Origin of the sequence: Williamsia herbipolensis (genome assembly GCF_036153515.1) — a bacterium.
Classification (GTDB): domain Bacteria; phylum Actinomycetota; class Actinomycetes; order Mycobacteriales; family Mycobacteriaceae; genus Williamsia_A; species Williamsia_A herbipolensis.
The window spans coordinates 428,383-452,554 of record NZ_CP108021.1; the positions used below are offsets into that span (position 1 = coordinate 428,383).

Sequence of the window (24,172 nt, forward strand, 5' to 3'; positions counted from 1 at the left end):
CGTGGGTCCCGGCGCCGAGATGGACGTGTTGTTGGTCACCGGTATGTCCGGCGCCGGTCGCGGCACGGTCGCCAAACTGCTCGAGGACCTCGGGTGGTACGTCGCCGACAACGTCCCCGCCTCGCTCATCGCCGACATGGTGTCGGTCGCCCGCTCCGACGACCCTGCGCTCACACGGCTGGCCATGGTGATGCGCGCCGGCGCAGCGCGATTCGCCGGTGAGGTCGCCGAGTTGCGCGGCGAGCTCGCCGCCGCGGGCCACCGCCCGCGCCTGCTGTTCCTCGACGCCGACGACGCCGCCCTGGTACGTCGGTTCGAACAGGTACGTCGCCGACATCCGCTGCAGGACAACGGAACCCTGATCGAGGCGATCGGTCGGGAACGCTCCGTGTTGAGTACGGTCGCCGAGTCGGCCGACCTCGTGGTCGACACCTCCACGCTGTCGGTCACCGCGCTGCGCGAGATCGTCGACAACGCCTTCGCCCAACCCAGCGCGACCGACGTCCGGATCACCCTGCAGTCCTTCGGCTTCAAATACGGTCTGCCGATCGACGCCGACCTGGTCGCCGATGTGCGCTTCCTGCCCAACCCGTACTGGATCCCGGAGCTGCGGGAGCTCAACGGACTCGATCAGCCCGTGTCGCAGTACGTCCTGCGACAGGAGGGCGCCGAGGAGTATCTCGCCGCGCTCGAACAGGTCATCCGGCTCACCGCCCGTGGCTACCAGCGAGAAGGCAAGCGGTACATGACCGTCGCCATCGGGTGCACCGGCGGCAAACACCGCAGCGTCGCGATGTCGCGTGAGATGTGCGGTCGGTTGTCGATCCCGGCGGACCGCGGCGAACAGGGCCCGACGGCCGCCGAGAACCGCGCGTTCGACGCACGTGTGGCCCATCGCGACCTGGGCCGCGAATGACCGGCACACACGGGACGGACGGCGTCGACGTCGGTCGGGTGGTCGCCCTCGGGGGCGGCCACGGTCTGTACGCCACGCTGACCGCCATGCGTCACATCAGCACCGATGTCACCGCCGTCGTGACGGTCGCCGACGACGGCGGTTCGTCGGGTCGGCTGCGCTCGGAGTTGTCGGTGATCCCGCCCGGCGATCTCCGGATGGCGTTCGCCGCACTGCTCGCGGCCGACGGTGCACACCCGGGTGACGGTGACGCCACGACCGACCCGGAACTGTGGGTCACGTTGCTGCAGCACCGATTCGGCGGTCGTGGCGCCCTGGCCGGACATCCCGTCGGCAATCTGGTGCTCGCCGGTCTCACCGAGGTGTTGGGCGATCCGGTGGCCGCGCTCGACGCGATGGGGGAGTTGTTCGGGGTCACCGGTCGCGTCCTGCCGATGTCGACGGTGCCGCTGAGCATCGAGGCCGACGTGTCGGGCCTCGAGGTCGATCCCCGGATCAGTCGCAGCATCACCGGACAGGTCGCGGTCGCGACGACACCGGGCAAGGTGCGACGCGTGCGCCTGCTCCCCGCCGACCCACCCGCCTGCCCACAGGCCACCGAGGCGATCACCACAGCCGACCTCGTCGTCCTGGGTCCCGGTTCGTGGTTCTCCAGCGTGATCCCGCACGTACTCGTCCCTGATCAGTTGCAGGCCTTGAAGTCCACCGGAGCGCGCCGGATGCTCTTCGTGAACCTCGCGCCCGAACTCGGTGAGACCAGTGGTTTCTCGGTGGAACGCCATCTGCACGTCCTGCACGCACACGCCTCGGATCTGCGCATCGACGACGTCATCGTCGACGTCGGCTCCGCACCGGCGGGCCGCGAACGCGACCACGTCGAACGGGCGGCCGCACGGTTCGGTGCGCACCTGCGGGTCGGGGATCTCGCGCGGGACGGCACCCATGTGCACGATCCGGAGAAATTGGCGGCCATGGTGCATACGCTGTGCGCAGGTTCGGGAGGTGGCTACGCTGTCGGGGCGGTCGACGGGACCGACGGCCCGGCCGGACACGCGGGGGCCCGATGAGTCACCGGTCCGGGCATGATCGTCTGGGCGAGGCCGGCACCGCACGACGACGTCGCGACGTGCACCGCAACCCGACGCGACACATCTGGGGATCACCCCGGCAGGAGGACGACAACCGGTGGCGATGACAGCAGCCGTCAAGGACGAGCTGAGTCGACTCGTGGTCACGCAGACCAGCTGTCGCAGGGCCGAGGTGTCGGCGTTGCTGCGTTTCGCCGGCGGACTCCACATCGTGGCCGGACGCGTGGTGGTGGAGGCCGAGGTCGATCTCGGCAACGTCGCCCGACGGTTGCGCAAGGAGATCTTCGATCTCTACGGCTACAACTCCGAGGTCCACGTCCTGCGCAGCGGCGGACTCCGCAAGAGCGCCCGCTACATCGTCCGCGTCACCAAGGACGGTGAGGCCCTCGCTCGCCAGACGGGCCTCCTCGACATGCGCGGCCGTCCGGTGCGCGGACTGCCGGCACAGGTCGTCGGCGGCGGTGTCGCCGACGCCGAGGCGGCCTGGCGCGGTGCCTTCCTCGCCCACGGATCGCTCACCGAACCCGGCCGTTCCTCGGCACTCGAGGTGAGTTGCCCCGGACCCGAGGCGGCGCTGGCACTCGTCGGCGCGGCCCGTCGGCTCGGCGTGGCCGCCAAGGCCCGCGAGGTCCGCGGAGCCGATCGCGTCGTCATCCGAGACGGTGAGGCCATCGGCGCGCTGCTCACCCGGATGGGCGCGCAGGACACACGGCTCACGTGGGAGGAACGCCGGATGCGCCGCGAGGTCCGCGCCACGGCGAACCGGCTCGCCAACTTCGACGACGCGAACCTGCGTCGGTCGGCTCGCGCGGCGGTCGCCGCGGCAGCCCGAGTGGAACGTGCCCTCGACATCCTCGGCGACACCGTTCCCGACCACCTGCTCAACGCGGGCCGGCTACGTGTGCAGCACCGCCAGGCCTCGCTCGAGGAACTCGGCCAGCTCGCTGATCCGCCGATGACGAAGGACGCGGTCGCCGGCCGCATCCGCCGACTGCTGTCCATGGCCGACAAGAAGGCACGCACCGACGGCATCCCCGACACCGAGTCGGCCGTGACGTCGGAACTGCTCGACGAGGCCTGACGATCCGGCCTGGCGGCGCCGCGTGAGCGGGCTCCGTTTAGGCTTGGGTCACCGTAGTGATCGACTCCATCTCCACAAGCAAGGAGCACATTGTGACCGTTCGGGTAGGCGTCAACGGATTCGGCCGCATCGGCCGCAACTTCTTCCGTGCCGTCGCAGCGCAGAAAGCGCTGGGCACCACCGACATCGAGATCGTCGCCGTCAACGACCTGACCGACAACGCCACACTGGCGCACCTGCTGAAGTTCGACTCGATCCTCGGTCGCCTCGACGCCGACGTGTCGCTCGAGGGCGAGGACACCATCGTCATCGGTGACCAGAAGCTGAAGAGCCTGTCGGTCAAGGAGGGCCCCGCAGCCCTCCCGTGGGGCGACCTCGGGGTCGACGTGGTGGTCGAGTCGACCGGCATCTTCACCAAGCGTGACAAGGCCCAGGGCCACCTCGATGCCGGCGCCAAGAAGGTCATCATCTCCGCGCCCGCCTCCGACGAGGACATCACCATCGTGATGGGCGTCAACGACGACAAGTACGACGGCAGCCAGAACATCATCTCCAACGCCTCGTGCACCACGAACTGCCTCGGCCCGCTGGCCAAGGTCCTCAACGACGAGTTCGGCATCGTCAAGGGCCTGATGACCACGATCCACGCCTACACCCAGGATCAGAACCTGCAGGACGGCCCGCACGCCGACCTGCGTCGCGCCCGCGCCGCCGCCATCAACGTCGTCCCCACCTCCACCGGTGCCGCCAAGGCCATCGGCCTGGTGCTGCCCGAGCTGAAGGGCAAGCTCGACGGCTACGCGCTGCGTGTGCCGATCCCCACCGGCTCGGTCACCGACCTCACCGCGCACCTGCGCAAGGCCGCCACGGTCGACGAGATCAACGCCGCCATGAAGGCCGCCGCCGAGGGACCGCTCAAGGGCATCCTCAAGTACTACGACGCGCCGATCGTGTCGTCGGACATCGTCACCGACCCGCACAGCTCGCTGTTCGACGCCGGTCTGACCAAGGTCATCGACGATCAGGCCAAGGTCGTGTCCTGGTACGACAACGAGTGGGGCTACTCCAACCGTCTCGTGGACCTCATCGGTCTCGTCGGCAAGTCGCTCTGACAGGTCGGCCGGATCCCACTCATGGCACTCGCATCGCTGAAAGATCTGCTCGACTCCGGGGTGTCCGGGCGCACCGTGCTGGTGCGGTCGGACCTCAACGTCCCGCTGGACGGCACCACGATCACCGACGCCGGGCGCATCATCGCCTCGGCACCGACGATCGCGGCGCTGGCCGACGCGGGCGCATCGGTGATCGTGACCGCGCACCTGGGACGCCCGAAGGGCGCGCCCGACCCGGCGTTCTCGCTCGGACCTGTCGCCACACGGCTCGGAGAGGAGCTCGGACGCAACGTCCAGCTCGCCTCCGACGTCGTCGGTACCGATGCGCTGGCTCGGGCCGAGGGACTCACCGACGGTGATGTGCTGCTGCTGGAGAACATCCGGTTCGACCCGCGGGAGACCTCGAAGGACCCCGCAGAGCGGGGGAAGCTCGCCGAGGCGCTCGTCGAGCTCGTCGGCGACGACGGCGCGTTCGTCTCCGACGGTTTCGGCGTCGTCCACCGCGAGCAGGCATCGGTGTACGACGTCGCGAAGCTCCTGCCGCACTACGCCGGTGGGCTCGTCGAGTCCGAGGTGAAGGTTCTCGAGAAGCTCACCGCCGAGGTGGCCCGTCCGTACGCCGTCGTCCTGGGCGGGTCGAAGGTGTCCGACAAGCTCGGGGTCATCGAGGCCCTCGCACCGAAGGTCGACACACTCGTCATCGGCGGCGGCATGGCGTTCACGTTCCTGGTGGCCCAGGGGCTCTCGGTCGGCAACTCGCTTCTGCAGGACGATCAGGTGGGGGTCTGCAAAGACCTCCTCGAGCGATTCGGCGATGTGATCCACCTGCCCGTCGACGTGGTCATCGGCGATTCGTTCTCGGCCGACGCCGAGGCGAAGACCGTTGCCGTGCAGGACATCCCGGACGGCTGGATGGGTCTCGACATCGGGCCGGAATCGGTCAAGCGGTTCGCCGCGGTGCTCTCGGGCGCCCAGACGATCTTCTGGAACGGCCCGTCGGGTGTGTTCGAGTTCGACAAGTTCGCCGCGGGTACCCGCGGTGTGGCCGAGGCCATCGCCGCAGCCACCGCCGACGGCGCGTTCAGCGTGGTCGGTGGCGGCGACTCGGCCGCCGCGGTGCGCCATCTCGGTCTCGCCGACGAGGCGTTCTCGCACATCTCGACCGGCGGTGGCGCATCGCTGGAGTACCTCGAAGGCAAAGAGCTGCCGGGGCTGAAAGTTCTGGAGGACTGACCCGATCGTGGCCACCCGCAAGCCGCTCATCGCCGGCAACTGGAAGTGCAATCTCAACCACCTTGAGGCCATCGCCCTGGTGCAGAAGATCGCGTTCGCGCTGCCCGCGAAGTACTTCGACAAGGTCGACGTCACCGTCATCCCGCCGTTCACCGACATCCGGAGCGTGCAGACCGTCATCGACGGCGACAAGCTGTTGCTGACCTACGGGGCGCAGGACCTCTCGCAGCACGATTCGGGCGCCTACACCGGTGAGATCAGTGGCGCGTTCCTCGCGAAGCTCGGGTGCACCTACGTGGTGGTCGGGCACTCCGAGCGTCGCACCCTGCACGCCGAGACCGACGAGGTCGTCCTCGGCAAGACCACGGCCGCGCTACGCCACGGCCTCACTCCGATCGTGTGCATCGGCGAGGGGCTCGAGATCCGCGAGGCCGGCGATCACGTCGCGTACAACGTGGAGCAGCTCAAGGGTTCGCTGGCCGGGTTGACCGCCGAGCAGATCGCGAAGGTCGTCATCGCCTACGAACCGGTGTGGGCCATCGGAACCGGCCGGGTGGCGAGTGCGGCCGACGCCCAGGAGGTGTGCGCGGCGATCCGTTCGACGCTCGCCGAACTGGCCGACGCCGAGGTCGCGGCATCGGTGCGGGTCCTCTACGGCGGCTCGGTGAGCTCGAAGAACGTCGGTGAGATCGTCGGTCAGACCGATGTCGACGGTGCCCTCGTGGGCGGTGCGTCGCTCAAGTCCGACGAGTTCGCGACCCTCTCGGCGATCGCCGCCGGTGGGCCCCTGCCCTGATCGGGGCCGATCACCACGTAGACTCCCATTGCGTTCGCGGCATCCGCCGTGCTCGCGTGACGACCAAAGGACCCTCGGCAGTGAAGCTCGTCTTGGACATCGGATTGGTGATCACCAGTGTTCTCATGGTGGTCCTCGTGCTGCTGCACCGCGGCAAGGGCGGCGGCCTGTCGTCGCTCTTCGGTGGCGGCGTCCAGTCGAGCCTGTCCGGATCGAGCGTCGTCGAGCGCAACCTGGACCGCCTGACGATCTTCGTCGGCATCATCTGGTTCATCTTCATCCTCGGCATCGGCCTGGACATCAAGCTCTCCTGACCCACGACGCGCCACTCGGACTGCCGTCGCAGGCGGGACGCGCGATACTGGTGGGATGACGGAACAGTCCGCGATGGCGGAACAGGGCAGGGCCTCAAGCGGTCCCGAGTCGACCACCCCCTCCGAGACCTTCGCTGCGCCGTCGGACGCACCGGTCACCTCGACCGCCACCGGGCGCGCGGCCACCGAACCCCTGCGCGAGGACATCCGCCTGCTCGGCGGACTGCTCGGCGACATCGTCCGCGAACACGCCGGCACCGAGATCTTCGACCTGGTCGAGCGCGCGCGCGTCGAGTCGTTCCGTGTCCGCAGGTCCGAGATCGACCGCGGTGAGCTCGCCGACACCCTCTCGGGCGTCGATGTCTCCGAGGCGATCCCGGTGATCCGGGCGTTCAGCCACTTCGCGCTGCTGGCGAATCTCGCCGAGGACATCCACCGCGAGCGGCGACGCGCCGTCCACGTCCGCGCCGGGGATCCTCCGGTGGCGAGCAGTCTCGCGGCCACCCACGCCAAACTAGACGCCGCCGGTCTCGACGACGCCGCCGTGGGCAAGGCACTGGCCGACGCCGTGGTGGTCCCCGTCATCACCGCGCACCCCACCGAGACCCGACGCCGGACGGTGTTCGAGACCCAGCGCCGCATCACCGACCTCATGCGTTTCCGTGGTCGCACCGAGCTGACGCCCGCCGAGGACGACGAGGTGGTCGCCGGACTGCGGCGACAGATCCTGACGCTGTGGCAGACGGCCCTCATCCGACTCGAGCGACTGCGCATCGAGGACGAGATCGAGGTCGGGCTGCGCTACTACGACGCGGCGTTCTTCGAGGTGATCCCCGCGATCAACGCATCGTTGCGGGCCGATCTGCGCACCCGGTACCCCGACGCCGGTCTCGGTGACGACCCCATCCTGCGGATGGGCTCCTGGATCGGCGGCGACCGTGACGGGAACCCGTTCGTCACCGACCGGATCGTCGCGATGGCGACCGGCCGCGCCGCCCAGACGGCCCTCACCCACCACCTCGAGCAGTTGACGACCCTCGCCCAGGAACTGAGCATGTCGTCGCGCCTGGTCACGGTCAGCGACGCGGTCATCGAACTCGGTGGCGGCGACGAGGGGGACGTCGCGACCGACGAGCCCTACCGTCTCGCGCTGCGCCACATCCGTTCCCGCCTCCTGGCGACCGCCCGGCACCGGTTCGGCGACGAGGTCGCGCCGTTGGCCGACTCCTTCGTCGACACCGCCGCCGAGCCCTACGCGGTGGCCGCCGACCTGCTCGCCGATCTCGACGTGATCGACGCCTCGCTGCGTGACAACCGCGATTCGGCGCTCGCCGACGACCGGCTCCTGACCCTGCGGGAAGCGGTGCGCACGTTCGGGTTCCACCTCTCCGGGCTCGACATGCGGCAGAACTCCGACATCCACGAGGAGGTCGTGGGCGAGCTGTTGGCGTGGGCCGGTGTCCACGACGACTACGCGGGCCTCGACGAGCCCGCGCGCGTGGAACTGCTCGTCCGTGAGCTCTCGGACCGTCGACCCCTCATCCGTCCCGGCGCGGAGCTCGGTGAGCTCGCCGCGAAGGAGCTCGCCATCGTCACCGCGGGCGCGAAAGCCGTCGCCGACTACGGACCCGAAGCGGTCCCCAACTACATCATCAGCATGTGCACCTCGGTCAGCGACATGCTCGAGGCGATGATCATGCTCAAGGAAGCCGGACTGTTCGACCCGGGTTCGGCGGAGCAGGGGCCCCGCTGTTCGGTGCGCGTGGTGCCGCTGTTCGAGACCATCGAGGATCTGCAGCAGGGCGCGGCGACCCTGCTCGCCGTGCTCGACGTGCCGCTCTACCGCGATCTCGTCGCCGCGCAGGGCGACATCCAGGAGATCATGCTGGGCTACTCCGACTCCAACAAGGACGGCGGCTACCTCGCCGCGAACTGGGCTCTCTACCGCGCCGAGCTCGACCTCGTGGAGGCCGCCGAGAAGTCGGGTATCCGCCTGCGGTTGTTCCACGGCCGCGGCGGCACCGTCGGTCGCGGCGGTGGCCCGAGCTACGACGCGATCCTCGCGCAGCCGCCCGGCGCCGTACAGGGGTCGCTGCGCATCACCGAGCAGGGTGAGGTCATCGCGGCCAAATACGCCGAGCCGGTGCTGGCGCGTCGCAACCTCGAGACACTGCTCGCCGCCACCATCGAGTCGACCCTGCTCGACACCGAGGGGCTCGGTGACGCCGCCGACGGCGCCTACGAGATCCTCGACGACCTCGCCGCGCGCGCACGGTCGGCGTACAGCGCGCTGGTCCACGACACCCCCGGATTCGTCGAGTACTTCACCTCCTCGACGCCGCTGTCGGAGATCGGTGCGCTCAACATCGGCAGCCGACCGGCCTCGCGCAAGCAGACCGAGAAGATCTCGGACCTGCGTGCGATCCCGTGGGTGCTGTCGTGGACGCAGTGTCGTGTGATGCTTCCGGGCTGGTACGGGACGGGTTCAGCGTTCGAGGAGTGGATCGACGGTGACGACGGGCGTCTCGAGACACTGCGCGGCTACTACCGGCAGTGGCCGTTCTTCCGAACGGTCATGTCGAACATGGCGCAGGTGCTCGCGAAGTCCGATCTCGGTCTCGCCGAACGGTATTCACATCTCGTGGCCGACGAGGAGCTGCGTGCACGGGTGTTCGGCATGATCGTCGACGAGCACCGCCGCACGACCGCGATGTACTTCGCGATCACCGAGTCCGACGACCTCCTGGCCGACAACCCCTCGTTGGCCCGCTCGGTGTTCAACCGGTTCCCCTACCTCGAGCCGCTCAACCTGCTGCAGCTCGAACTGCTGCGCCGTTTCCGTGCCGGCGACGACTCACCGCAGGTCCGGCGCGGGATCCAGCTGACCATGAACGGACTCGCCACAGCGCTGCGCAACAGCGGGTAGCGGTTCGGGATTCAGCGGGCGGTGAAGACCGCGAACACCTCGTGCAGTTCGTCGGCGTGCAACGGCCCGAGGGCATCCCGGTTGTGCAGGAATCCGATCCCGGCGAACAGCAGTGCCGCCGCGCGGACCTCGGCCGTACGCTGGTCGAATCCCGATTCGACGAGGGCGTCGCGGACCATGGTCACGACGAGACGGTCCATCGCGCGCACGGCATCGGCGACCGTGGAGTCGCTGCGCGCCCATTCACGCATCGCGACCTCGACCGCACGGACCCGCTCGTCGAACAGGGTGCCGGCCATGGCGACGATCCGCTCGGCCGGCGGCAGCGAGCCCAGCTCGGTGACCCGCGCCATGTTCGCGGCCTGCAGTTCCTGCCACCGATGCGCGACGGCGACCATGAGCCCGTCGATGTCGGTGAAGTGCCAGTAGAAGCTGCCCTTGGTGACACCGAGTTGCTCGCACAAGCGGGAGATCTTGACCCCGGCGACGCCCTCGGCGACGAGTAGATCGAACGCCGCGTTGACCCAGTCCTCGACCGTCAGGCGGGTGGAACGCGCCATCTACGCCCTCACAGGGGATGGGCGGCGTCGGGATCGAGCGACGACGCGGCAGCGGAGTCGAGGAACCAGACGGTCGCCTCGCTGCCGTGGACGGCCGCACACGGCCACTGCCCGGCGTCACCGCCGGTGATGCCGGCGGCGGCGGCCTCCGCCTTGTCCTCGCCGGCGACGAGGAACCACACCTCCCGGGAGCGGCACACCACCGGGACGGTCAGCGTGATCCGTCGCGGCGGCGGCTTGGGGGAGTCGTGCACCGACACGACGGTGTCGTCACGTTCGGCGAGGGCGGGGGTGTGGGGGAACAGCGAGTTGATGTGTCCCTCACCGCCCATGCCCAGCAGGTGGACGTCGAAGGCGGGGCTCGCCGCGCCGTGACCGGCGTCGGAGAGCCATTGCCGGTACTGGCCGGCCGCGGCCTCGATGTCGTCGCCGAACTCGCCGTCCGAGGGTGCCATCACGAACACCCGCGACGCGTCGACGGGGACGTGGTTGAGGAGTGCGTCGGACAGCTGCTTGTGGTTGCGCTCGTCGTCGTCGCCCGCGACGAACCGCTCGTCGCCGAACCACAGGTCGAGTCGGGCCCAGTCGAGCGGATCGTCGGCCGCCGATGCGGCGTTGTCGCGCAACCATTCCGCGATCGCGACCCCATTGCTTCCGCCGGTGAGGACGAGCGACGCCGAACCGCGCTCGCGCTGCGCGGTCACCAGGGTGTGCACCAGCCGGGTACCCGCGGCGTCGATCAGGGCGGCCTTGTCGTCGGCGACGACGACCTCGGGCACGGGACGTCCGACCGATGTCATGCCGACACCCCTTCTGCCGATTCGCGGCTGATCTGCGCGGCGCCCTGGAGCGCCAGGTGGTACACCTCGTCGGGATCGAGTCGACGGAGTTCCTCGGCGATGCAGTCACGCACACCGCGGGTGCTCATCGCGACACGCCCGTCGGGCTTGCCGGGGTTCGACAGCACGGCGTTGTTGTTGCCGTCGACGGCGAGGACCAACGGCCCGCTCGCCCGCTCGAGGCGGACCTCGAAGCTGCCGATGTGCCGCTCGGTGTCCACGCCGAGCTGTGCGCGCAGCCATCCCGCGAGCAGGTCGATCGACGGCGACCGGTCGGGCCCGCTCACCACGACACGCTCGACCGGCTCGTGCGGCGGTCGGTCGAGGGCGGCGGTGAGGATCGCGCGCCAGTACGTGATCTGCGCCCACACGAGGTCGGAGTCACCCGGGGCGTAACCGGCGAGCCGCTCGCCGAGGATCGTGTTCGGGTCGTTCGCCTTCGCCGCATCGGTGATGCGACGGGTGCCCAGGCGCCCGACCGGGTCGGCGGCGGGCTCGCTGGGCGCCTCCCCGGGCCACCAGGTGACCACCGGGGTGTCGGGCAGCAGGAACGGCACCACGACGCTCTCGGCGTGCTCGGCGAGCTCGCCGTAGAGACGCAGCACCACCACCTCCGAGGCGCCGGCATCTCCACCGACGCGGATCTGGGCGTCGAGACGTGCTGCGGCAGCACGGTTTCCGAGCGACACCACGATCACCCGACAGGGATGCTCCCGGCTGGCGTCGTTGGCGGCCTCGATCGCGCCCTCGGTCGGCTCACCCTCGTCGGCGCACACCACCAGGGTGAGCACCCGACCGAGGGTGACCGCGCCACCGGACTCGCGCATCTTCACGAGTTTCTTGCTGACCTTCTCGGTCGTCGTCGCGGGCAGGTCGAGAATCATCGGGAGTGTTCCTTCACGGGAGAAGATCGCGAGAGCTCTAGGGTCGACGCCACACGCGCCCGACGCGGGTCATCATGTCCTCGGCCGACCGTGGCCCCCACATCCCCGACTCGTAGGTGTCGGGGGTGCCCTGCTCGGCCCACGCCTGCAGCACCGGGTCGAGGATCTTCCACGACAACTCCACCTCGGCGTTGACAGGGAAGAGCGATGGCTCACCGAGGAGCACGTCGAGGATGAGGCGCTCGTAGGCCTCGGGGGAGGACTCGGTGAACGCCTGGCCGTAGCTGAAGTCCATGTTGACGTCGCGGACCTGCATGCTCGACCCCGGCACCTTCGACCCGAAGCGCAACGTGATGCCCTCGTCGGGCTGCACTCGGATGACCAGCGCGTTCTCGCCGAGTTCCTCGGTCATGGTCTTGTCGAACGGCAGGTGCGGAGCCTTCTTGAACACCAGCGCGATCTCGGTGACCCGACGGCCCAGGCGTTTGCCGGTGCGGAGGTAGAACGGCACACCCGCCCACCGGCGACTGTCGACCTCGACCGCGATGGCCGCGAACGTCTCGGTGATCGAGTCGGCCGCGAAACCCTCCTCGTCGACCAGGCCGGGCACCGACTGGCTGCCCTGCCATCCCGGACCGTACTGACCGCGGGCGGTGTTCAGTTCCAACGGCAGGATGTTGCGGGTCGCCGAGAGCACCTTGATCTTCTCCGCCTGCAGCTCCCGCGGCTCGAAGGAGACGGGCTCCTCCATCGCCACCAGCGCGAGCAGCTGCAGCAGGTGGTTCTGGATCACGTCACGCGCGGCACCGATGCCGTCGTAGTAGCCGGCGCGGCCACCGAGCCCGATGTCCTCGGCCATGGTGATCTGCACGTGGTCGACATAGTGCGAACTCCACAGAGGATCGAACAGCTGGTTCGCGAACCGCAACGCCAGGATGTTCTGGACGGTCTCCTTGCCCAGGTAGTGGTCGATACGGAACACCGAGTCCTCGGGGAAGACACCGTTGACGACCGCGTTCAGCTCCTTGGCGCTGGCGAGGTCGTGACCGAACGGCTTCTCGATGACGACGCGACGCCAGTTGTCCCCGGTGTGCTGGGCCAGACCCGACCGCTGCAACTGCTCGCACACCGTCGGGAACGCCTTGGGCGGCACCGAGAGGTAGAACGCGTGGTTGCCGTCGGTGCCGCGTTGCTCGTCGAGATCGGCGAGCGTGGTCGCGAGCTGATCGAACGCCGCGTCGTCGTCGAAGGCGCCCTGCACGAAGCGGAAACCCTCCGACAACCGCTCCCACACGTCCTCACGGAACGGCGTGCGGGAGTGGTCGCGCACGGCGTCGTGGACCACCTGACCGAAGTCCTGGTTGTCCCAGTCGCGCCGGGCGAAACCCACCAGGGCGAAGCTCGGCGGGAGCAGACCGCGGTTGGCGAGGTCGTAGACCGCGGGCATCAGCTTCCGCTTGGCGAGGTCACCGGTGACGCCGAAGATGACCAGGCTGCACGGACCCGCGATCCGGGGCAGACGCTTGTCGCGGCTGTCCCGGAGCGGGTTGGCCCAGCCGGTGTCGGTGGCTGCCGTCACCGGTGTCAGCCCTTGGCGGCGTCGAGTTGCTCGGTGGTCGCGTCGAGCAACTCACCCCACGCCTTCTCGAATTTCTCGACGCCCTCGTTCTCGAGGGTGAGGAAGACGTCGGTGAGGTCGATGCCCAGCGCGGAGATCGCGTCGAACACCTCCTGCGACTCGGGTCCCCGGCCGACGAGGGATTCGGTGTCGACGGTGCCGTGGTCGGCGAAGGCGTCCATCGTCTTCTCCGGCATCGTGTTCACGGTGTTCGGGGCGACGAGATCGCTGACGTAGAGCGTGTCGGGGTAGTCGGGGTTCTTGACCCCGGTCGAGGCCCACAGCGGACGCTGGGGACGCGCACCGTCGGACAGCAGCCCCTGGAACCGGGACTCGGTCTCGAACACCTGCTGGTAGGCGACGTAGGCCAGACGCGCGTTGGCCAGAGCCGCCTTGCCCTTGAGGTCGGTCGCCTCCGGGGTACCGATGGCGTCGAGGCGGGAGTCGATCTCGGTGTCGACGCGCGAGACGAAGAACGACGCGACCGAGTGGATCGTGGAGATGTCGTGTCCGGCGGCCTTGGCGGCCTCGATGCCCTCGAGGTAGGCGTCCATCACCGCGCGGTAGCGCTCGACGGAGAAGATCAGGGTCACGTTGACGCTGATGCCCTCGGCGAGGGTCCTGCTGATCGCGGGGATCCCGGCCTCGGTGGCGGGGATCTTGATCAGCAGGTTGGGTCGGTCGACGATCTTCCACAACTCGATCGCCTGGGCGGCGGTGTTGTCGGTGTCGTGGGCCAGACGTGGGTCGACCTCGATCGACACCCGCCCGTCGACACCGTTGGTCGACTCGTAGACCGGCGCGAAGATGTCACAGGCGTTGCGGACGTCGTCGGTGGTGACGGTGCGGATGGTGGCGTCGACGTCGGCGCCGCGGGCGGCGAGTTCGTTGATCTGCTCGTCGTAGCTGTCCCCGGCCGACAACGCGGCCTGGAAGATCGACGGGTTGGTGGTGACACCGACCACCGACTTCGTCTCGATCAACTCGGCGAGGTTGCCCGAGGAGATCCGTTCACGCGACAGGTCGTCGAGCCACACCGACACACCGGCCTCGGACAGGTTCTTCAGGTTCTGGTTCTGGGCCATTCTGGTCATCCCTTCGCGTTCGTGATGGAGCGCTGAGCAGCCGCGACGACGGCGTCGGCGGTGAAGCCGTACTCGCGGAACAAGGTCTCGGCGTCAGCGGACTCGCCGTAGTGCTCCAGCGAGATGATCTCGCCGGCGTCACCGACGAGCTTGTGCCAGGTCATCGCGATGCCGGCCTCGATGGAGACGCGCGCCTTGACGGTCGGCGGGATCACCTGGTCCTTGTAGTTCTGGTCCTGGTCCTCGAACCACTCCACACAGGGCATCGACACGACCCGCGCGGCGATTCCCTGCTCCTCGAGCTTCTTGCGTCCCTCGACCGCGTACTGGACCTCGGACCCGGTGGCGATGATGACCACCTCGGGCGCCCCGTTGGCCGCGTCGGCCAGGACGTATCCGCCCTTGGCGACGCCCTCGGCACTGGTGCCCTCGAGGATCGGGACTCCCTGACGGGTCAGGGCGAGGCCGACCGGGCCGCTGCTCGACGAGCGCGCGATGACCGACTTCCACGCGTACGCGGTCTCGTTGGCGTCACCGGGACGCACCACCGACAGGTTCGGGATGGCGCGCAGGGCCGCGAGGTGCTCGATCGGCTGGTGGGTCGGGCCGTCCTCGCCGAGTCCGATGGAGTCGTGGGTCCACACGTAGATCGGGTCGATGTCCATCAGCGACGCGATCCGGACCGCCGGACGCATGTAGTCGGCGAACTGCAGGAACGTGCCGCCGTACACGCGTGTCGGGCCGTGTAGCACGATGCCGTTGAGGATCGACCCCATGGCGTGCTCGCGGATACCGAAATGCAGTGTGCGGCCGTAGGGCTCGGCGTCCCAGTCGTCGGTGGAGATCGACGTGGGGCCGAACGACTTCGCGCCGTCCATCGTGGTGTTGTTCGATCCGGCGAGGTCGGCGGAACCGCCCCACAGCTCGGGGAGGACCGGCGCGAGCGCGGTGAGCACCTTGCCCGACGCGGCACGGGTCGCGGGTCCCTTGTCGCCGACCTCCCACGTCGGCAGGACATCGGCCCAGCCGTCGGGGAGCTCATCGGCGGTGAGGCGGTCGAGCAGCGCCTTGCGATCGGGGTTGGCCGTCGCCCAGGCGTCGAAGTCCTTGCTCCACTGCGCGTGGTCGTCGCGACCGCGGGCGACGAGCTCGCGGGTGTGTGCGACGACCTCGTCGGCGACGTCGAAGGTCTTGCTCGGGTCGAACCCGAGGATCTCCTTGGTGGCCGCGACCTCGTCGTCACCGAGCGCGGAGCCGTGTACGCCGCCGGTGTTCATCTTGGTCGGGGCCGGGTAGCCGATGATGGTGCGCAGCAGGATGATCGACGGCTTGTCGGTGACCGCCTTCGCGTTGGCGACCGCCTCCTCGATGCCCGTGACGTTCTCGCCGCCCTGCACGGTCTGCACGTGCCAGCCGTACGCCTCGTAACGCTTGGCGGTGTCCTCCGACAGGGCGATGTCGGTGTTGTGCTCGATGGAGATCTTGTTCTCGTCGTAGAACAGGATGAGGTTGCCCAGCTGCTGGGTACCGGCGAGCGAGGACGCCTCGGAGGTGACGCCCTCCTCGATGTCGCCGTCGGAGGCGACGACGTAGATGTAGTGGTCGAAGATGCTCTCGCCGATCGCGGGCTCGGGATCGAACAGTCCGCGCTCCCGACGCGAGGCCATCGCCATGCCGACCGCCGACGCGAGACCCTGGCCGAGGGGGCCGGTGGTGATCTCGACGCCACGGGTGTGGCGGAACTCCGGGTGTCCGGGGGTCTTGGAGCCGAAGGTGCGCAGCGCCTCGAGGTCGGCGAGTTCGAGACCGAAACCGCCGAGGTACAGCTGGATGTAGAGGGTGAGGCTGGAGTGCCCACACGACAGGACGAACCGGTCGCGGCCGAGCCACGCGGTGTCGTTCGGGTCGTGGCGCATGATCCGCTGGAAGAGGGTGTAGGCCAGCGGTGCGAGGCTCATGGCGGTGCCGGGGTGACCGGATCCGCACTTCTGCACCGCATCGGCCGCGAGCACCCGTACGGTGTCGACGGCTTTGGTGTCGAGATCGGTCCAACCCTCCGGATGTGACGGCTGGGTCAGGGCGCGGATCTCATCTGTCACTGCCACGATGTGCAAGTCTCCTGTGTCGGTCGCGTCGAGTGCGGAACGGAGTTGTCGCGGTCGGTGACCTGCACTCCGTGGCACGGTGTGGTCACACCTGTGCCGACGGTCGCAGTGTGCGACGCGCAACTCCGTGCCCAAGCGTAGTCCGCAGGTCCGGCGCCCGGGCGGTCGCCGGGGTGTCGGATCGATGACCGTTGTCGGAGCGTCCAATTGTCGATCCGGATCGGTCGGCGTCTACCATTCCGTGTAGTAGACGAACGAGTGTTCACGTTCGTATCGAGTTCGACAGCCAGGAGCGTCAGTGGAGATGGGGCACAGCGTGGGCGGACACGGTTCCGCGGCCACCCGGCCCGGACTGTCACCCGGCATTCCCGAACCCACGTCGGGGGCCGGTCGCCTCCGGCAGATCGTGTTCGCGTACATCGCGCTGACCAAACCGCGCGTCATCGAACTACTGCTCGTCGCCACGGTGCCGGTGATGCTGTTGGCCGACCGCGGGTCGATCGACATCGGTCTGATCGCGGTCACCCTCGTCGGCGGGTGGTTGGGTGCGGCGAGCGCCAACACCCTCAACATGGTGATCGACCACGACATCGACCAGAAGATGAAGCGCACCGAGCGGCGCCCGCTCGCCCGGCACGCGGTGTCGCGCATGCACGCCCTCGTCTTCGGTCTCGTCCTCGGCGTGGCCTCGTTCGCCGTCCTGTGGACCTGCGCGAACCTGCTCTCCGCACTGCTGGTCACCGCGACGATCGCGTTCTACGTCTTCGTCTACACGATGATCCTCAAGCGCCGTACCTGGCAGAACGTCGTCTGGGGCGGTGCGGCGGGCTGCATGCCGACACTCGTCGGCTGGGCCGCGGTCACCGGGTCGCTCAGCTGGCAACCGGTCGTGCTGTTCCTGGTCATCTTCTTCTGGACGCCGCCGCACACCTGGGCGTTGGCGATGCGCTACAAGGAGGACTACAAGGCGGCCGGTGTCCCGATGCTGCCGGTGGTCGCCACCGAACTCCACGTCGCCAAGCAGATGGTCTATTACACCTGGGCCACCGTCGCCTCGACGCTCGTCCTCGTGTGGGCCACCGGGCCGATCTACGCGGTCGTGGCCATCGGTGCGGGCGCGTGGTTCCTGCGGGCGGTCCACAAGCTCCTCGCCGCGACCCGTCGCGGTGAACCGATCACCCCGCTCAAGGTCTTCCTGCAGTCCAACGAGTACCTCGCCATCGTCTTCTGCGGCCTGGCGGTCGACTCCGTCGTGCACCTGCCGACCGTCGCCGGCTGGTTCTGACCCCCGTCGGCCCGGCTCACCGGCCGACTCAGGGGACGAGGACGATCGATCCCGTCGTCGCGCGCCCGGCCAGATCGGTGTGCGCCTGCGCAGCCTGTGCCAGCGGATAGCGCGCGCCCACCCGCACCGACAGCCGCCCGTCGGCCACCGCGCCCATCACCTCACCGGTGCGCCACGCGAACTCGTCGGCGTCGGCGATGAAATGCGCCAGCGTCGGTCGTGTGACGTGCAGTGAACCGAGTGCGTTGAGGCGTTGCACGTCCAGGGGCGGCACGGGTCCGCTCGCCGCCCCGAACACCACGACCGTGCCGCGGATGCGGGCGGCGCGCAGCGACTGCTCGAACGTGTCGGCACCGACACCGTCGTAGACGACGGCCACCCCCGCGCCGTCGGTCAGGTCGCGCACCTTCTCGGCCACGTCGTCGCCGTAGCGCAGGACGTCGGTGGCACCGGCGCCGCGGGAGAGGTCCTCCTTGGCGTCGGTCGAGACCGTCGTGATCACCCGGATGCCCGCCGACGTCGCCAGCTGGGTCAGCATGAGCCCGACCCCGCCCGCTCCCGCATGGACGAGCACCGTGTCGCCGGCGGCAGGGTGGGCGCTTCCGTCGAGCAGATAGTGGGCGGTCAGCCCCTGCAGCAACACACACGCCGCGGTGGTGTCGTCGACCGAGTCGGGTACCGCCACGGCCCGATCCGCGCGCACCGTCACCTGCTGGGCGTAGGAACCCGACGCCTCGCACCACGCGACCCGGGTGCCGATTCGGTCGTCGGACACACCCTCGCCGACCGCGACGACCGTTCCCGCACCCTCGCTGCCCGGCACGTACGGGGGAGTGGAGGGGTACAGACCCGAGCGGAAGTAGGTGTCGATGAAGTTGACGCCCACGGCCGCGACGTCGACGAGGAGCTCGCCGGGCCCGGCGACGGGACTGTCGACATCGACGACCTCGAGGACCTCGGGGCCTCCGTGCCGCGTGACGTGTATCGCTCGCATGCCTCCAGTTCTACCCGGCCACCTCTGTGCACGACAGCGAGGGCCGCGTCGCCGCGGAACACGGGTCCGGGGTGCGGATATGCTCATCGACATGGCGGATCAGAAGACGGACGAGACGACCACCACCGAGCAGGCAGGCGGTGAGGTGCACATCGCGCGCGGCACCCTGGCCGCGGTCACCCGGTTCGTCCGGCGCAACGGCGGCAGCGCGAAGGCGGTCGTCGAGCCGGTCGGCGCCGACGGGGTGCGGGTGTTGCTCGTGGGCGACAACGGCGTGATGGGCGATCAGGTGGTCGACGACGTCGCCACGGCGAACGCACTCGTCGAACGCGTCGACGGGCTCGAGATCTCGGAGTGGGATCGGGAGCTGAGCTCGGTGGCCAACCCGCGCGACGGGCACCACGCCAAGATGGCGGGATGGGTCGCGCGGACCTGAGCTCGGCTCAGTTCTCGACGACCTCGCCCAGTCCGGTCCGCTCGAGTCGCGTCTGGTCCGACCCGCTCGCAGCGGCGACCTCCTCGACCCGCAGACGCGGGCGCATCGACACCCAGAGGGCGGCGGTGGCCGCGACACACGCTCCGGCCCCGGCCACGTGGGCGACCACGAGCGCCTCGGGGATGCCGGTGACGTACTGGGTGAACCCGATGCCGGCCTGCACCACGATGAGCGCGACCACGACGTAGAGACGGTTGCGGACCCGTGCCGGCGCGCCCACGGCGGCCAGTCCGAAACCCAGGGCGACGATGAGCGCTAGGTAGGCGACCATCACCTCGGCGTGGAAGTGGACGAGTGAGGTGATCGCGATCTCCAGTCGCGGTACCGGTTTCTCGATGCTCGCGTCGCCGGCGTGGGGACCGGCACCGGTCACCATGGTGCCGGCGACGAGCAGCAGACCCAGGACAGCTGCGCTGAGCACGGTCAGCGCACGCAGCGGTTGGGGGACGACGGCGATCGCCTCGGTGTCGTCGGGTTCGCGCACCTTCTCGAGGAGCAGGACCGACAGCCACACCATCGCCATGGAGACCAGCAGGTGGATCGCGACCGTCCACCACAGCAGCCCGGTGAGGACGGTGAGGCCGCCGATGACGGCCTGCGCGACCGTGGAGAGCGGCATCAGCCAGGCGTAGACCTTCACCTCGCGCCGACGCCGTGCGCGGGTCACGGCGATGACGATCAGTGCGGCGGTCGCCACCACCGCGAAGGTGAGCAGTCGGTTGCCGAACTCGACCGCCTGATGGAACCCGGCGACGTTGGTGTGCGGCGCCGGTGTGAAGCTGCCCGGGAAGCACTGCGGCCAGGTGGGACAGCCGAGACCGGAGGCGGTGACACGCACCACCGACCCGGTGACGGCGATGCCCGCCTGGGTGATGAGGACCGCGATGGCGACCCCGATCTGCGCACGCCGAGAGGGCATGGGGAGGAGGTCGACCAGCCGGACGAAACCGCGATAGAGCACGACCCGATCGTATAGAAGGGGCCGGTCGGAACGGCAATCCTGCGGCTGTCGTCTCGGCCACCCCGGCCCACGGCCCGGGTGTGTCGCCGCGTCAGATGAAGCGGAACCAGCGGACGGCGGCGATTCCGGCGACGACGCCCCAGGCGATGAGCACGCCGAGGCCGACGTAGTCGATGGAGTGCTCGGTGGCCTGGTGCAGGGCCTCGCTCAACGCCCCGGACGGGATGGCACGGGCGATCCATCGCACGGCCTCGGGGACCCCGTCTCCGACGACCACGAGACTGCCGATGCCGATGAACACGAACCAGACGACGTTGGCCAGGGCGAGCACGATCTCGGCGCGCAGGGTGCCGCCGAGCAGCAGGCCCAGTGCCGAGAAGGTCATGGTGCCGATCGCTATGGCGACGGCGCCGAGCAGGAGCCCGGTGGCGCTGACGTCCCACCCGAACGCGAATCCGATGATCCCCAGGACGACGGCCTGCAGCACCACCACGATCGCGACGGCGATCGACTTGCCGACGATGACGCCCCACCGCGGCAGGGGTGTCGCGCCCAGGCGTTTCAGGGCGCCGTAGCGGCGGTCGAACCCGACGGCGATGGCCTGTCCGGTGAACGCGGTCGACATCACCGCCACCGTCATGATGGCGGGCACGAAGCGGTCGGCGCGGCTCTCGGCGAAGGTCCCGATGGGCAGCAGGCACAACCCGATGAGCAGGGTGACCGGGATGAACAGCGTCAGGAGAAGCTGCTCGCCGTTGCGCAGCAGCAGGATCAGCTCGATCCGTGATTGCGCGGCGACCATCCGCGTGATCGGCGCGGGTCGAGGATCGGGGCTGAACTGGCCGGGCTCGAATCGCCCCGAGGTGGTGCTGCGGCCCGTGGTGCCGTCTGTGCGGGTCATCCGCGCAATTCCCGTCCGGTGAGGTCGAGGAAGACGTCCTCGAGGCTGCGGGTCTCGACACGCAGGTCGGTGGCCAGCACGTTGATCCGTGCGCACCAGGCGGTGACCGCGGCGAGGACCTGCGGGGTGACGGCGCCGGCGACGAGGTAGGTGCCGGGGTTGACCTCGCTGCAGACGTATCCCTCGGCCAGGATCGACTCGAGCAGCGTGAGATCGAGGCCGCGCGGCGCACGGAACCGCAGTTCGTTCTCCGCGCCCCGGCTGGTGACCTCCTCGGGGGTGCCGTGCGCGACGACCTCGCCGCGGTCGATGATCACGAGGTCGTCGGCGAGCTGTTCGGCCTCGTCCATGAGATGCGTGGTGAGCAGAACCGAGACGCCGTCCTTGCGGAGCCGATCGATCAACTCCCACACCAGGATCCGCGCGGCGGCGTCGAGCCCCGCGGTCGGTTCGTCGAGGAAGACGAGCTCGGGGCGGCCGACCAGCGCGCACGCGAGGGCCAACCGCTGCTGCTGGCCGCCCGACAGGCGCCGATACGGCGTGCGCTGGGCGTCGACGAGACCGAGCGTGCGCATCAACCAGTCCGGGTCGATCGGGTTGGCCGAGTAGGCCGCACACAGCCTCAACATCTCGCCCGCCCGGGCGCCGGGGTAGGCGCCGCCACCCTGCAGCATCACGCCGATCCGCGTGCGCAGGCGGTCGTTGTCGGCCACCGGGTCGAGGCCGAGGACGCGCACCTCACCGGAGTCGGCGACGCCGAACCCCTCGCAGATCTCGACGGTGGTGGTCTTACCCGCGCCGTTGGGACCCAGCAGGGCGAGAACCTGCCCGCGATGGAGTTCGAGGTCGAGTCCGTTGACCGCGGTGACGTCGCCGTAGCGCTTGACCAGCCCCCGGACCTGCAGAGCCGGTGCGTCGCCGGCGGTGATCCCGGACACCCCCGACGAGGGGGCGAGCGGGGGGTGCGGCGGACTCTTCACAGGGCCAACACTATTCGTCGGCCACCCGTGGCCGCCAAACGGACTCTCGAGGGTGACCGCGCGATCCGGCTCAGGAGACGCGCTCGGCGGCGGGCGTCGAGGCGCGGGCGGTGGGATTCGCGGTGTCGTCCGGAGCCGGGGGGTCGACCGGCGGTGGGGTCGGTCGCTCGTCACGCCGTCGTCGTTGCCACGGCATCTTCTCGAAGAACAGCGCCGTGAGCACCGCGGTCAGCAACACCGACGCGATGATCGCCTCGGCGAGTTGGAAGCCGCGCGTCCCCGCGCCGGTCGGGAGCACCACGACCGCGATGGTGGCCGACACCGCGATGGCCGCGATGCGGAACCAGCGGCCGGTCGCCCACGCCGCGAGCGGGATGATCGCCCACAGCAGGTACCAGGCCTGCACGAACGGGAAGAACAGCACGAACGTCGCCATGGCGATACCGAGGGCGCCGAGGGGGTGGAGTCGGCCGGCGAGTGCGGCGAGGAGCCACCGCACGATGAACAACCCGGCGACGAGCTGACCGACGGGGCGTGCGACGTCGAGCATCGCCTGGGTGTGGTCACCGAGACCGACGAGGACCCCGACGCGACCACCGGTCACCGACAGCAGCGTGGGCATCGACATCCACGAACGCACCACGTCGCCGGTACTCAGCGTGGAGGTCCAGCCGAAACCGAGGCCGGTGCCCAGACAGATCGACACGACGACGGCGGCGAGGATCGATGCGAGGACTCCTGCGGAGGCGGCCAGCGCCCAGAAGGACCGGCGCGATCGTTGCCACCATTCGGCTCGCGGCGCATGACGCAGCGCGGGCAGCGTCGCACCCCAGCGGCGGGCCAGCGCGATGCCGACGAATCCGAACGCGAGCATCGAGGAGATCTTCACCATCGACGAGGCGGCCATGGTCGCCGAACCGGCGATGAGCAGCCATCCGGTGGCCGACGGCAACCACGTCCCGGCGCGGCGGAGGCGGTGCGGGCTGTCGATCGCGCGGAAGCACAGTTCGATGCCCGCCAACATGAGACCGAGCATCAGGGCCTCGTTGTGGATGCCGCCGACCAGATGCAGGATCAGGAGCGGGTTCATGGCGCCCAGCCACAGGGCGGCGACCGGCGACACCCCGCAGCGCCGCGCGAGACGGGGGAGCGCCCACACGATCAGCGCGACACCGGCCAGGGCGATGATGCGGTGTCCGAGAATGGCCGCCGACAGGTTGTCGCCGACGATGCCGGTGATGCCCTTACCCAGCCAGAGGAACAACGGTCCGTAGGGCGCCGGGGTGTCGCGCCACAGGTTCGGCACCGACCGCGTCAGCACGTCGCCCACCCCCAGTCCGCGGACGGGACTCACCACGTATGGGTCCATGCCGCGGTAGGCGATCGCGCTCTGGGCGAGGTAGGAGTAGATGTCCTTGCTGAGCATCGGCGGCGCGAGCACGATCGGGGCGATCCAGACCAGCAGGGTGCGGTCGGCCTGTCGACGGGTCATGCGGCGTTGCGGGGCGGTGCCCCCGACGACCTCGACGGTGAGCCGACCGACGGCGAACCGGCCCAGCATCAGCCAGGCGAGCACGAGCACGATGGTCCCGCCGATGGACAGGGTCAGCGCGGTGGTCCACATGCGCGACGGCAGCGACAGCAGTCGCATCCCGGCGATGGGGTTCTGGAGGACGGGCAGGGCGCCGGTACCCAACGATCCGACGAGGATGAGGATGGATCCGACGGCGCCGAACAGTCGGATTCGGAGCAGGGTGCGACTCTCGACGGGGTCGAGGCCACCCACCTCGGGCTCGGCGCCGTGCAGCCGGGCCATGGTGACGCCGTAGTCGCCGGTGGTGTCACGATCGGGTTTCGTCGCCTTGGCGGGCCGACGCAGACCGAGGTATCCCGTGACCGTACGGAAGCGGTCGACCGCGGTCACCGCGAGACGCTCCCGACGGGGCGCAGCGGTGCCGTAGGGCGGCGACTGCGGTGTGGGATCGGGCACAAGTCCAG

Annotated in this window: 21 protein-coding genes; 10 read left to right on the forward strand and 11 right to left on the reverse strand. The window is 69.3% G+C overall.

Annotated features, from left to right (window positions below; genetic code table 11):
• Positions 1 to 19: 19 nt before the first annotated feature.
• The 8 genes from rapZ (at position 20) to ppc (ending at position 9,466) form a co-directional block, all read left to right on the forward strand.
• The gene (gene rapZ, locus OG579_RS01930; RefSeq protein ID WP_408068792.1) at positions 20 to 916 is read left to right on the forward strand and encodes an RNase adapter RapZ; all 897 of its coding nucleotides are present in this window, start codon (positions 20 to 22) and stop codon (positions 914 to 916) included.
• Positions 913 to 1,983, forward strand: coding sequence for a gluconeogenesis factor YvcK family protein (locus tag OG579_RS01935; RefSeq protein ID WP_328857882.1), 1,071 nt, complete (start codon positions 913 to 915; stop codon positions 1,981 to 1,983). The genes rapZ and OG579_RS01935 overlap by 4 nt, the downstream gene beginning before the upstream one ends.
• 124 nt (positions 1,984 to 2,107) lie before the next feature.
• The gene (gene whiA / locus OG579_RS01940; RefSeq protein ID WP_200932760.1) at positions 2,108 to 3,085 is read left to right on the forward strand and encodes a DNA-binding protein WhiA; all 978 of its coding nucleotides are present in this window, start codon (positions 2,108 to 2,110) and stop codon (positions 3,083 to 3,085) included.
• A gap of 92 nt (positions 3,086 to 3,177) precedes the next feature.
• Positions 3,178 to 4,197: a type I glyceraldehyde-3-phosphate dehydrogenase gene (gene gap / locus OG579_RS01945; protein WP_045822690.1), complete on the forward strand. Its 1,020-nt coding sequence runs from the start codon at positions 3,178 to 3,180 to the stop codon at positions 4,195 to 4,197.
• 21 nt (positions 4,198 to 4,218) lie between these two features.
• Positions 4,219 to 5,430, forward strand: coding sequence for a phosphoglycerate kinase (locus OG579_RS01950; RefSeq protein ID WP_328857883.1), 1,212 nt, complete (start codon positions 4,219 to 4,221; stop codon positions 5,428 to 5,430).
• A 7-nt stretch (positions 5,431 to 5,437) separates the two neighbouring features.
• Positions 5,438 to 6,226 carry a triose-phosphate isomerase gene (tpiA, locus tag OG579_RS01955; protein ID WP_328857884.1) on the forward strand — a complete coding sequence of 263 codons (789 nt, stop codon included), beginning with the start codon at positions 5,438 to 5,440 and terminating at the stop codon, positions 6,224 to 6,226.
• Between the two features lie 80 nt (positions 6,227 to 6,306).
• The gene (gene secG, locus OG579_RS01960) at positions 6,307 to 6,540 is read left to right on the forward strand and encodes a preprotein translocase subunit SecG (RefSeq protein ID WP_045822693.1); all 234 of its coding nucleotides are present in this window, start codon (positions 6,307 to 6,309) and stop codon (positions 6,538 to 6,540) included.
• Positions 6,541 to 6,595: 55 nt separating this feature from the next.
• Positions 6,596 to 9,466, forward strand: a complete 2,871-nt coding sequence (ppc, locus tag OG579_RS01965; RefSeq protein WP_328857885.1) for a phosphoenolpyruvate carboxylase — start codon at positions 6,596 to 6,598, stop codon at positions 9,464 to 9,466.
• Between the two features lie 11 nt (positions 9,467 to 9,477).
• Here the strand turns inward: ppc and OG579_RS01970 are convergent, their stop codons facing one another.
• From OG579_RS01970 to tkt, 6 genes are read right to left on the reverse strand one after another with little or no spacing between them, the layout of a single operon-like run.
• Positions 9,478 to 10,026 (reverse strand): TetR/AcrR family transcriptional regulator, encoded by a 549-nt coding sequence (locus tag OG579_RS01970; RefSeq protein WP_328857886.1) that lies wholly within the window; start codon positions 10,024 to 10,026, stop codon positions 9,478 to 9,480.
• An 8-nt stretch (positions 10,027 to 10,034) separates the two neighbouring features.
• Positions 10,035 to 10,826, reverse strand: a complete 792-nt coding sequence (gene pgl / locus OG579_RS01975; RefSeq protein WP_328857887.1) for a 6-phosphogluconolactonase — start codon at positions 10,824 to 10,826, stop codon at positions 10,035 to 10,037.
• Positions 10,823 to 11,749 (reverse strand): glucose-6-phosphate dehydrogenase assembly protein OpcA, encoded by a 927-nt coding sequence (locus OG579_RS01980; RefSeq protein WP_328857888.1) that lies wholly within the window; start codon positions 11,747 to 11,749, stop codon positions 10,823 to 10,825. Before OG579_RS01980 ends, pgl begins: the two co-directional genes overlap by 4 nt.
• A 37-nt stretch (positions 11,750 to 11,786) precedes the next feature.
• Positions 11,787 to 13,328, reverse strand: coding sequence for a glucose-6-phosphate dehydrogenase (gene zwf / locus OG579_RS01985; protein WP_045822697.1), 1,542 nt, complete (start codon positions 13,326 to 13,328; stop codon positions 11,787 to 11,789).
• Positions 13,329 to 13,333: 5 nt separating this feature from the next.
• Complete coding sequence (gene tal, locus OG579_RS01990; RefSeq protein ID WP_045822698.1) at positions 13,334 to 14,452, reverse strand: transaldolase; 1,119 nt, start codon at positions 14,450 to 14,452, stop codon at positions 13,334 to 13,336.
• Between the two features lie 5 nt (positions 14,453 to 14,457).
• Positions 14,458 to 16,557 carry a transketolase gene (gene tkt, locus OG579_RS01995; RefSeq protein ID WP_045822699.1) on the reverse strand — a complete coding sequence of 700 codons (2,100 nt, stop codon included), beginning with the start codon at positions 16,555 to 16,557 and terminating at the stop codon, positions 14,458 to 14,460.
• Between the two features lie 304 nt (positions 16,558 to 16,861).
• Between tkt and OG579_RS02000 the strand changes: the two genes are divergently transcribed.
• Complete coding sequence (locus OG579_RS02000; protein ID WP_082080104.1) at positions 16,862 to 17,842, forward strand: heme o synthase; 981 nt, start codon at positions 16,862 to 16,864, stop codon at positions 17,840 to 17,842.
• A 28-nt stretch (positions 17,843 to 17,870) separates the two neighbouring features.
• On the opposite strand, the gene OG579_RS02005 is transcribed toward OG579_RS02000, so the two are convergent.
• Complete coding sequence (locus tag OG579_RS02005; RefSeq protein ID WP_328857889.1) at positions 17,871 to 18,836, reverse strand: quinone oxidoreductase family protein; 966 nt, start codon at positions 18,834 to 18,836, stop codon at positions 17,871 to 17,873.
• 91 nt (positions 18,837 to 18,927) lie between these two features.
• On the opposite strand from OG579_RS02005, the gene OG579_RS02010 reads away from it, so the two are divergent.
• Positions 18,928 to 19,272 carry a hypothetical protein gene (locus tag OG579_RS02010; RefSeq protein ID WP_328857890.1) on the forward strand — a complete coding sequence of 115 codons (345 nt, stop codon included), beginning with the start codon at positions 18,928 to 18,930 and terminating at the stop codon, positions 19,270 to 19,272.
• 7 nt (positions 19,273 to 19,279) lie between these two features.
• Here the strand turns inward: OG579_RS02010 and OG579_RS02015 are convergent, their stop codons facing one another.
• The 4 genes from OG579_RS02015 to mptB all read right to left on the reverse strand — a co-directional run bounded on the left by OG579_RS02015 (position 19,280) and on the right by mptB (position 24,164).
• Positions 19,280 to 20,251, reverse strand: coding sequence for a COX15/CtaA family protein (locus OG579_RS02015; RefSeq protein WP_328859125.1), 972 nt, complete (start codon positions 20,249 to 20,251; stop codon positions 19,280 to 19,282).
• A gap of 133 nt (positions 20,252 to 20,384) precedes the next feature.
• Positions 20,385 to 21,194, reverse strand: a complete 810-nt coding sequence (locus OG579_RS02020; protein ID WP_328857891.1) for an ABC transporter permease — start codon at positions 21,192 to 21,194, stop codon at positions 20,385 to 20,387.
• On the reverse strand, positions 21,191 to 22,132 hold the full coding sequence (locus OG579_RS02025; RefSeq protein WP_328859126.1) for an ABC transporter ATP-binding protein: 942 nt from the start codon (positions 22,130 to 22,132) through the stop codon (positions 21,191 to 21,193). Before OG579_RS02025 ends, OG579_RS02020 begins: the two co-directional genes overlap by 4 nt.
• Before the next feature lie 112 nt (positions 22,133 to 22,244).
• Positions 22,245 to 24,164, reverse strand: a complete 1,920-nt coding sequence (gene mptB / locus OG579_RS02030; protein ID WP_408068725.1) for a polyprenol phosphomannose-dependent alpha 1,6 mannosyltransferase MptB — start codon at positions 24,162 to 24,164, stop codon at positions 22,245 to 22,247.
• Positions 24,165 to 24,172 lie beyond the last annotated feature (8 nt).

What these genes read in the sequence shown, in the direction of transcription:
- rapZ (WP_408068792.1), top strand. Translation starts at nt 20, where the DNA reads ATGGACGTGTTGTTGGTCACCGGTATGTCCGGCGCCGGTCGCGGCACG.
- OG579_RS01935 (WP_328857882.1), top strand. Translation starts at nt 913, where the DNA reads ATGACCGGCACACACGGGACGGACGGCGTCGACGTCGGTCGGGTGGTC.
- whiA (WP_200932760.1), top strand. Translation starts at nt 2,108, where the DNA reads ATGACAGCAGCCGTCAAGGACGAGCTGAGTCGACTCGTGGTCACGCAG.
- OG579_RS01950 (WP_328857883.1), top strand. Translation starts at nt 4,219, where the DNA reads ATGGCACTCGCATCGCTGAAAGATCTGCTCGACTCCGGGGTGTCCGGG.
- ppc (WP_328857885.1), top strand. Translation starts at nt 6,596, where the DNA reads ATGACGGAACAGTCCGCGATGGCGGAACAGGGCAGGGCCTCAAGCGGT.
- OG579_RS01970 (WP_328857886.1), bottom strand. Translation starts at nt 10,026, where the DNA reads ATGGCGCGTTCCACCCGCCTGACGGTCGAGGACTGGGTCAACGCGGCG.
- pgl (WP_328857887.1), bottom strand. Translation starts at nt 10,826, where the DNA reads ATGACATCGGTCGGACGTCCCGTGCCCGAGGTCGTCGTCGCCGACGAC.
- OG579_RS01980 (WP_328857888.1), bottom strand. Translation starts at nt 11,749, where the DNA reads ATGATTCTCGACCTGCCCGCGACGACGACCGAGAAGGTCAGCAAGAAA.
- tal (WP_045822698.1), bottom strand. Translation starts at nt 14,452, where the DNA reads ATGGCCCAGAACCAGAACCTGAAGAACCTGTCCGAGGCCGGTGTGTCG.
- OG579_RS02000 (WP_082080104.1), top strand. Translation starts at nt 16,862, where the DNA reads ATGGGGCACAGCGTGGGCGGACACGGTTCCGCGGCCACCCGGCCCGGA.
- OG579_RS02005 (WP_328857889.1), bottom strand. Translation starts at nt 18,836, where the DNA reads ATGCGAGCGATACACGTCACGCGGCACGGAGGCCCCGAGGTCCTCGAG.
- OG579_RS02010 (WP_328857890.1), top strand. Translation starts at nt 18,928, where the DNA reads ATGGCGGATCAGAAGACGGACGAGACGACCACCACCGAGCAGGCAGGC.
- OG579_RS02015 (WP_328859125.1), bottom strand. Translation starts at nt 20,251, where the DNA reads ATGCCCTCTCGGCGTGCGCAGATCGGGGTCGCCATCGCGGTCCTCATC.
- OG579_RS02020 (WP_328857891.1), bottom strand. Translation starts at nt 21,194, where the DNA reads ATGACCCGCACAGACGGCACCACGGGCCGCAGCACCACCTCGGGGCGA.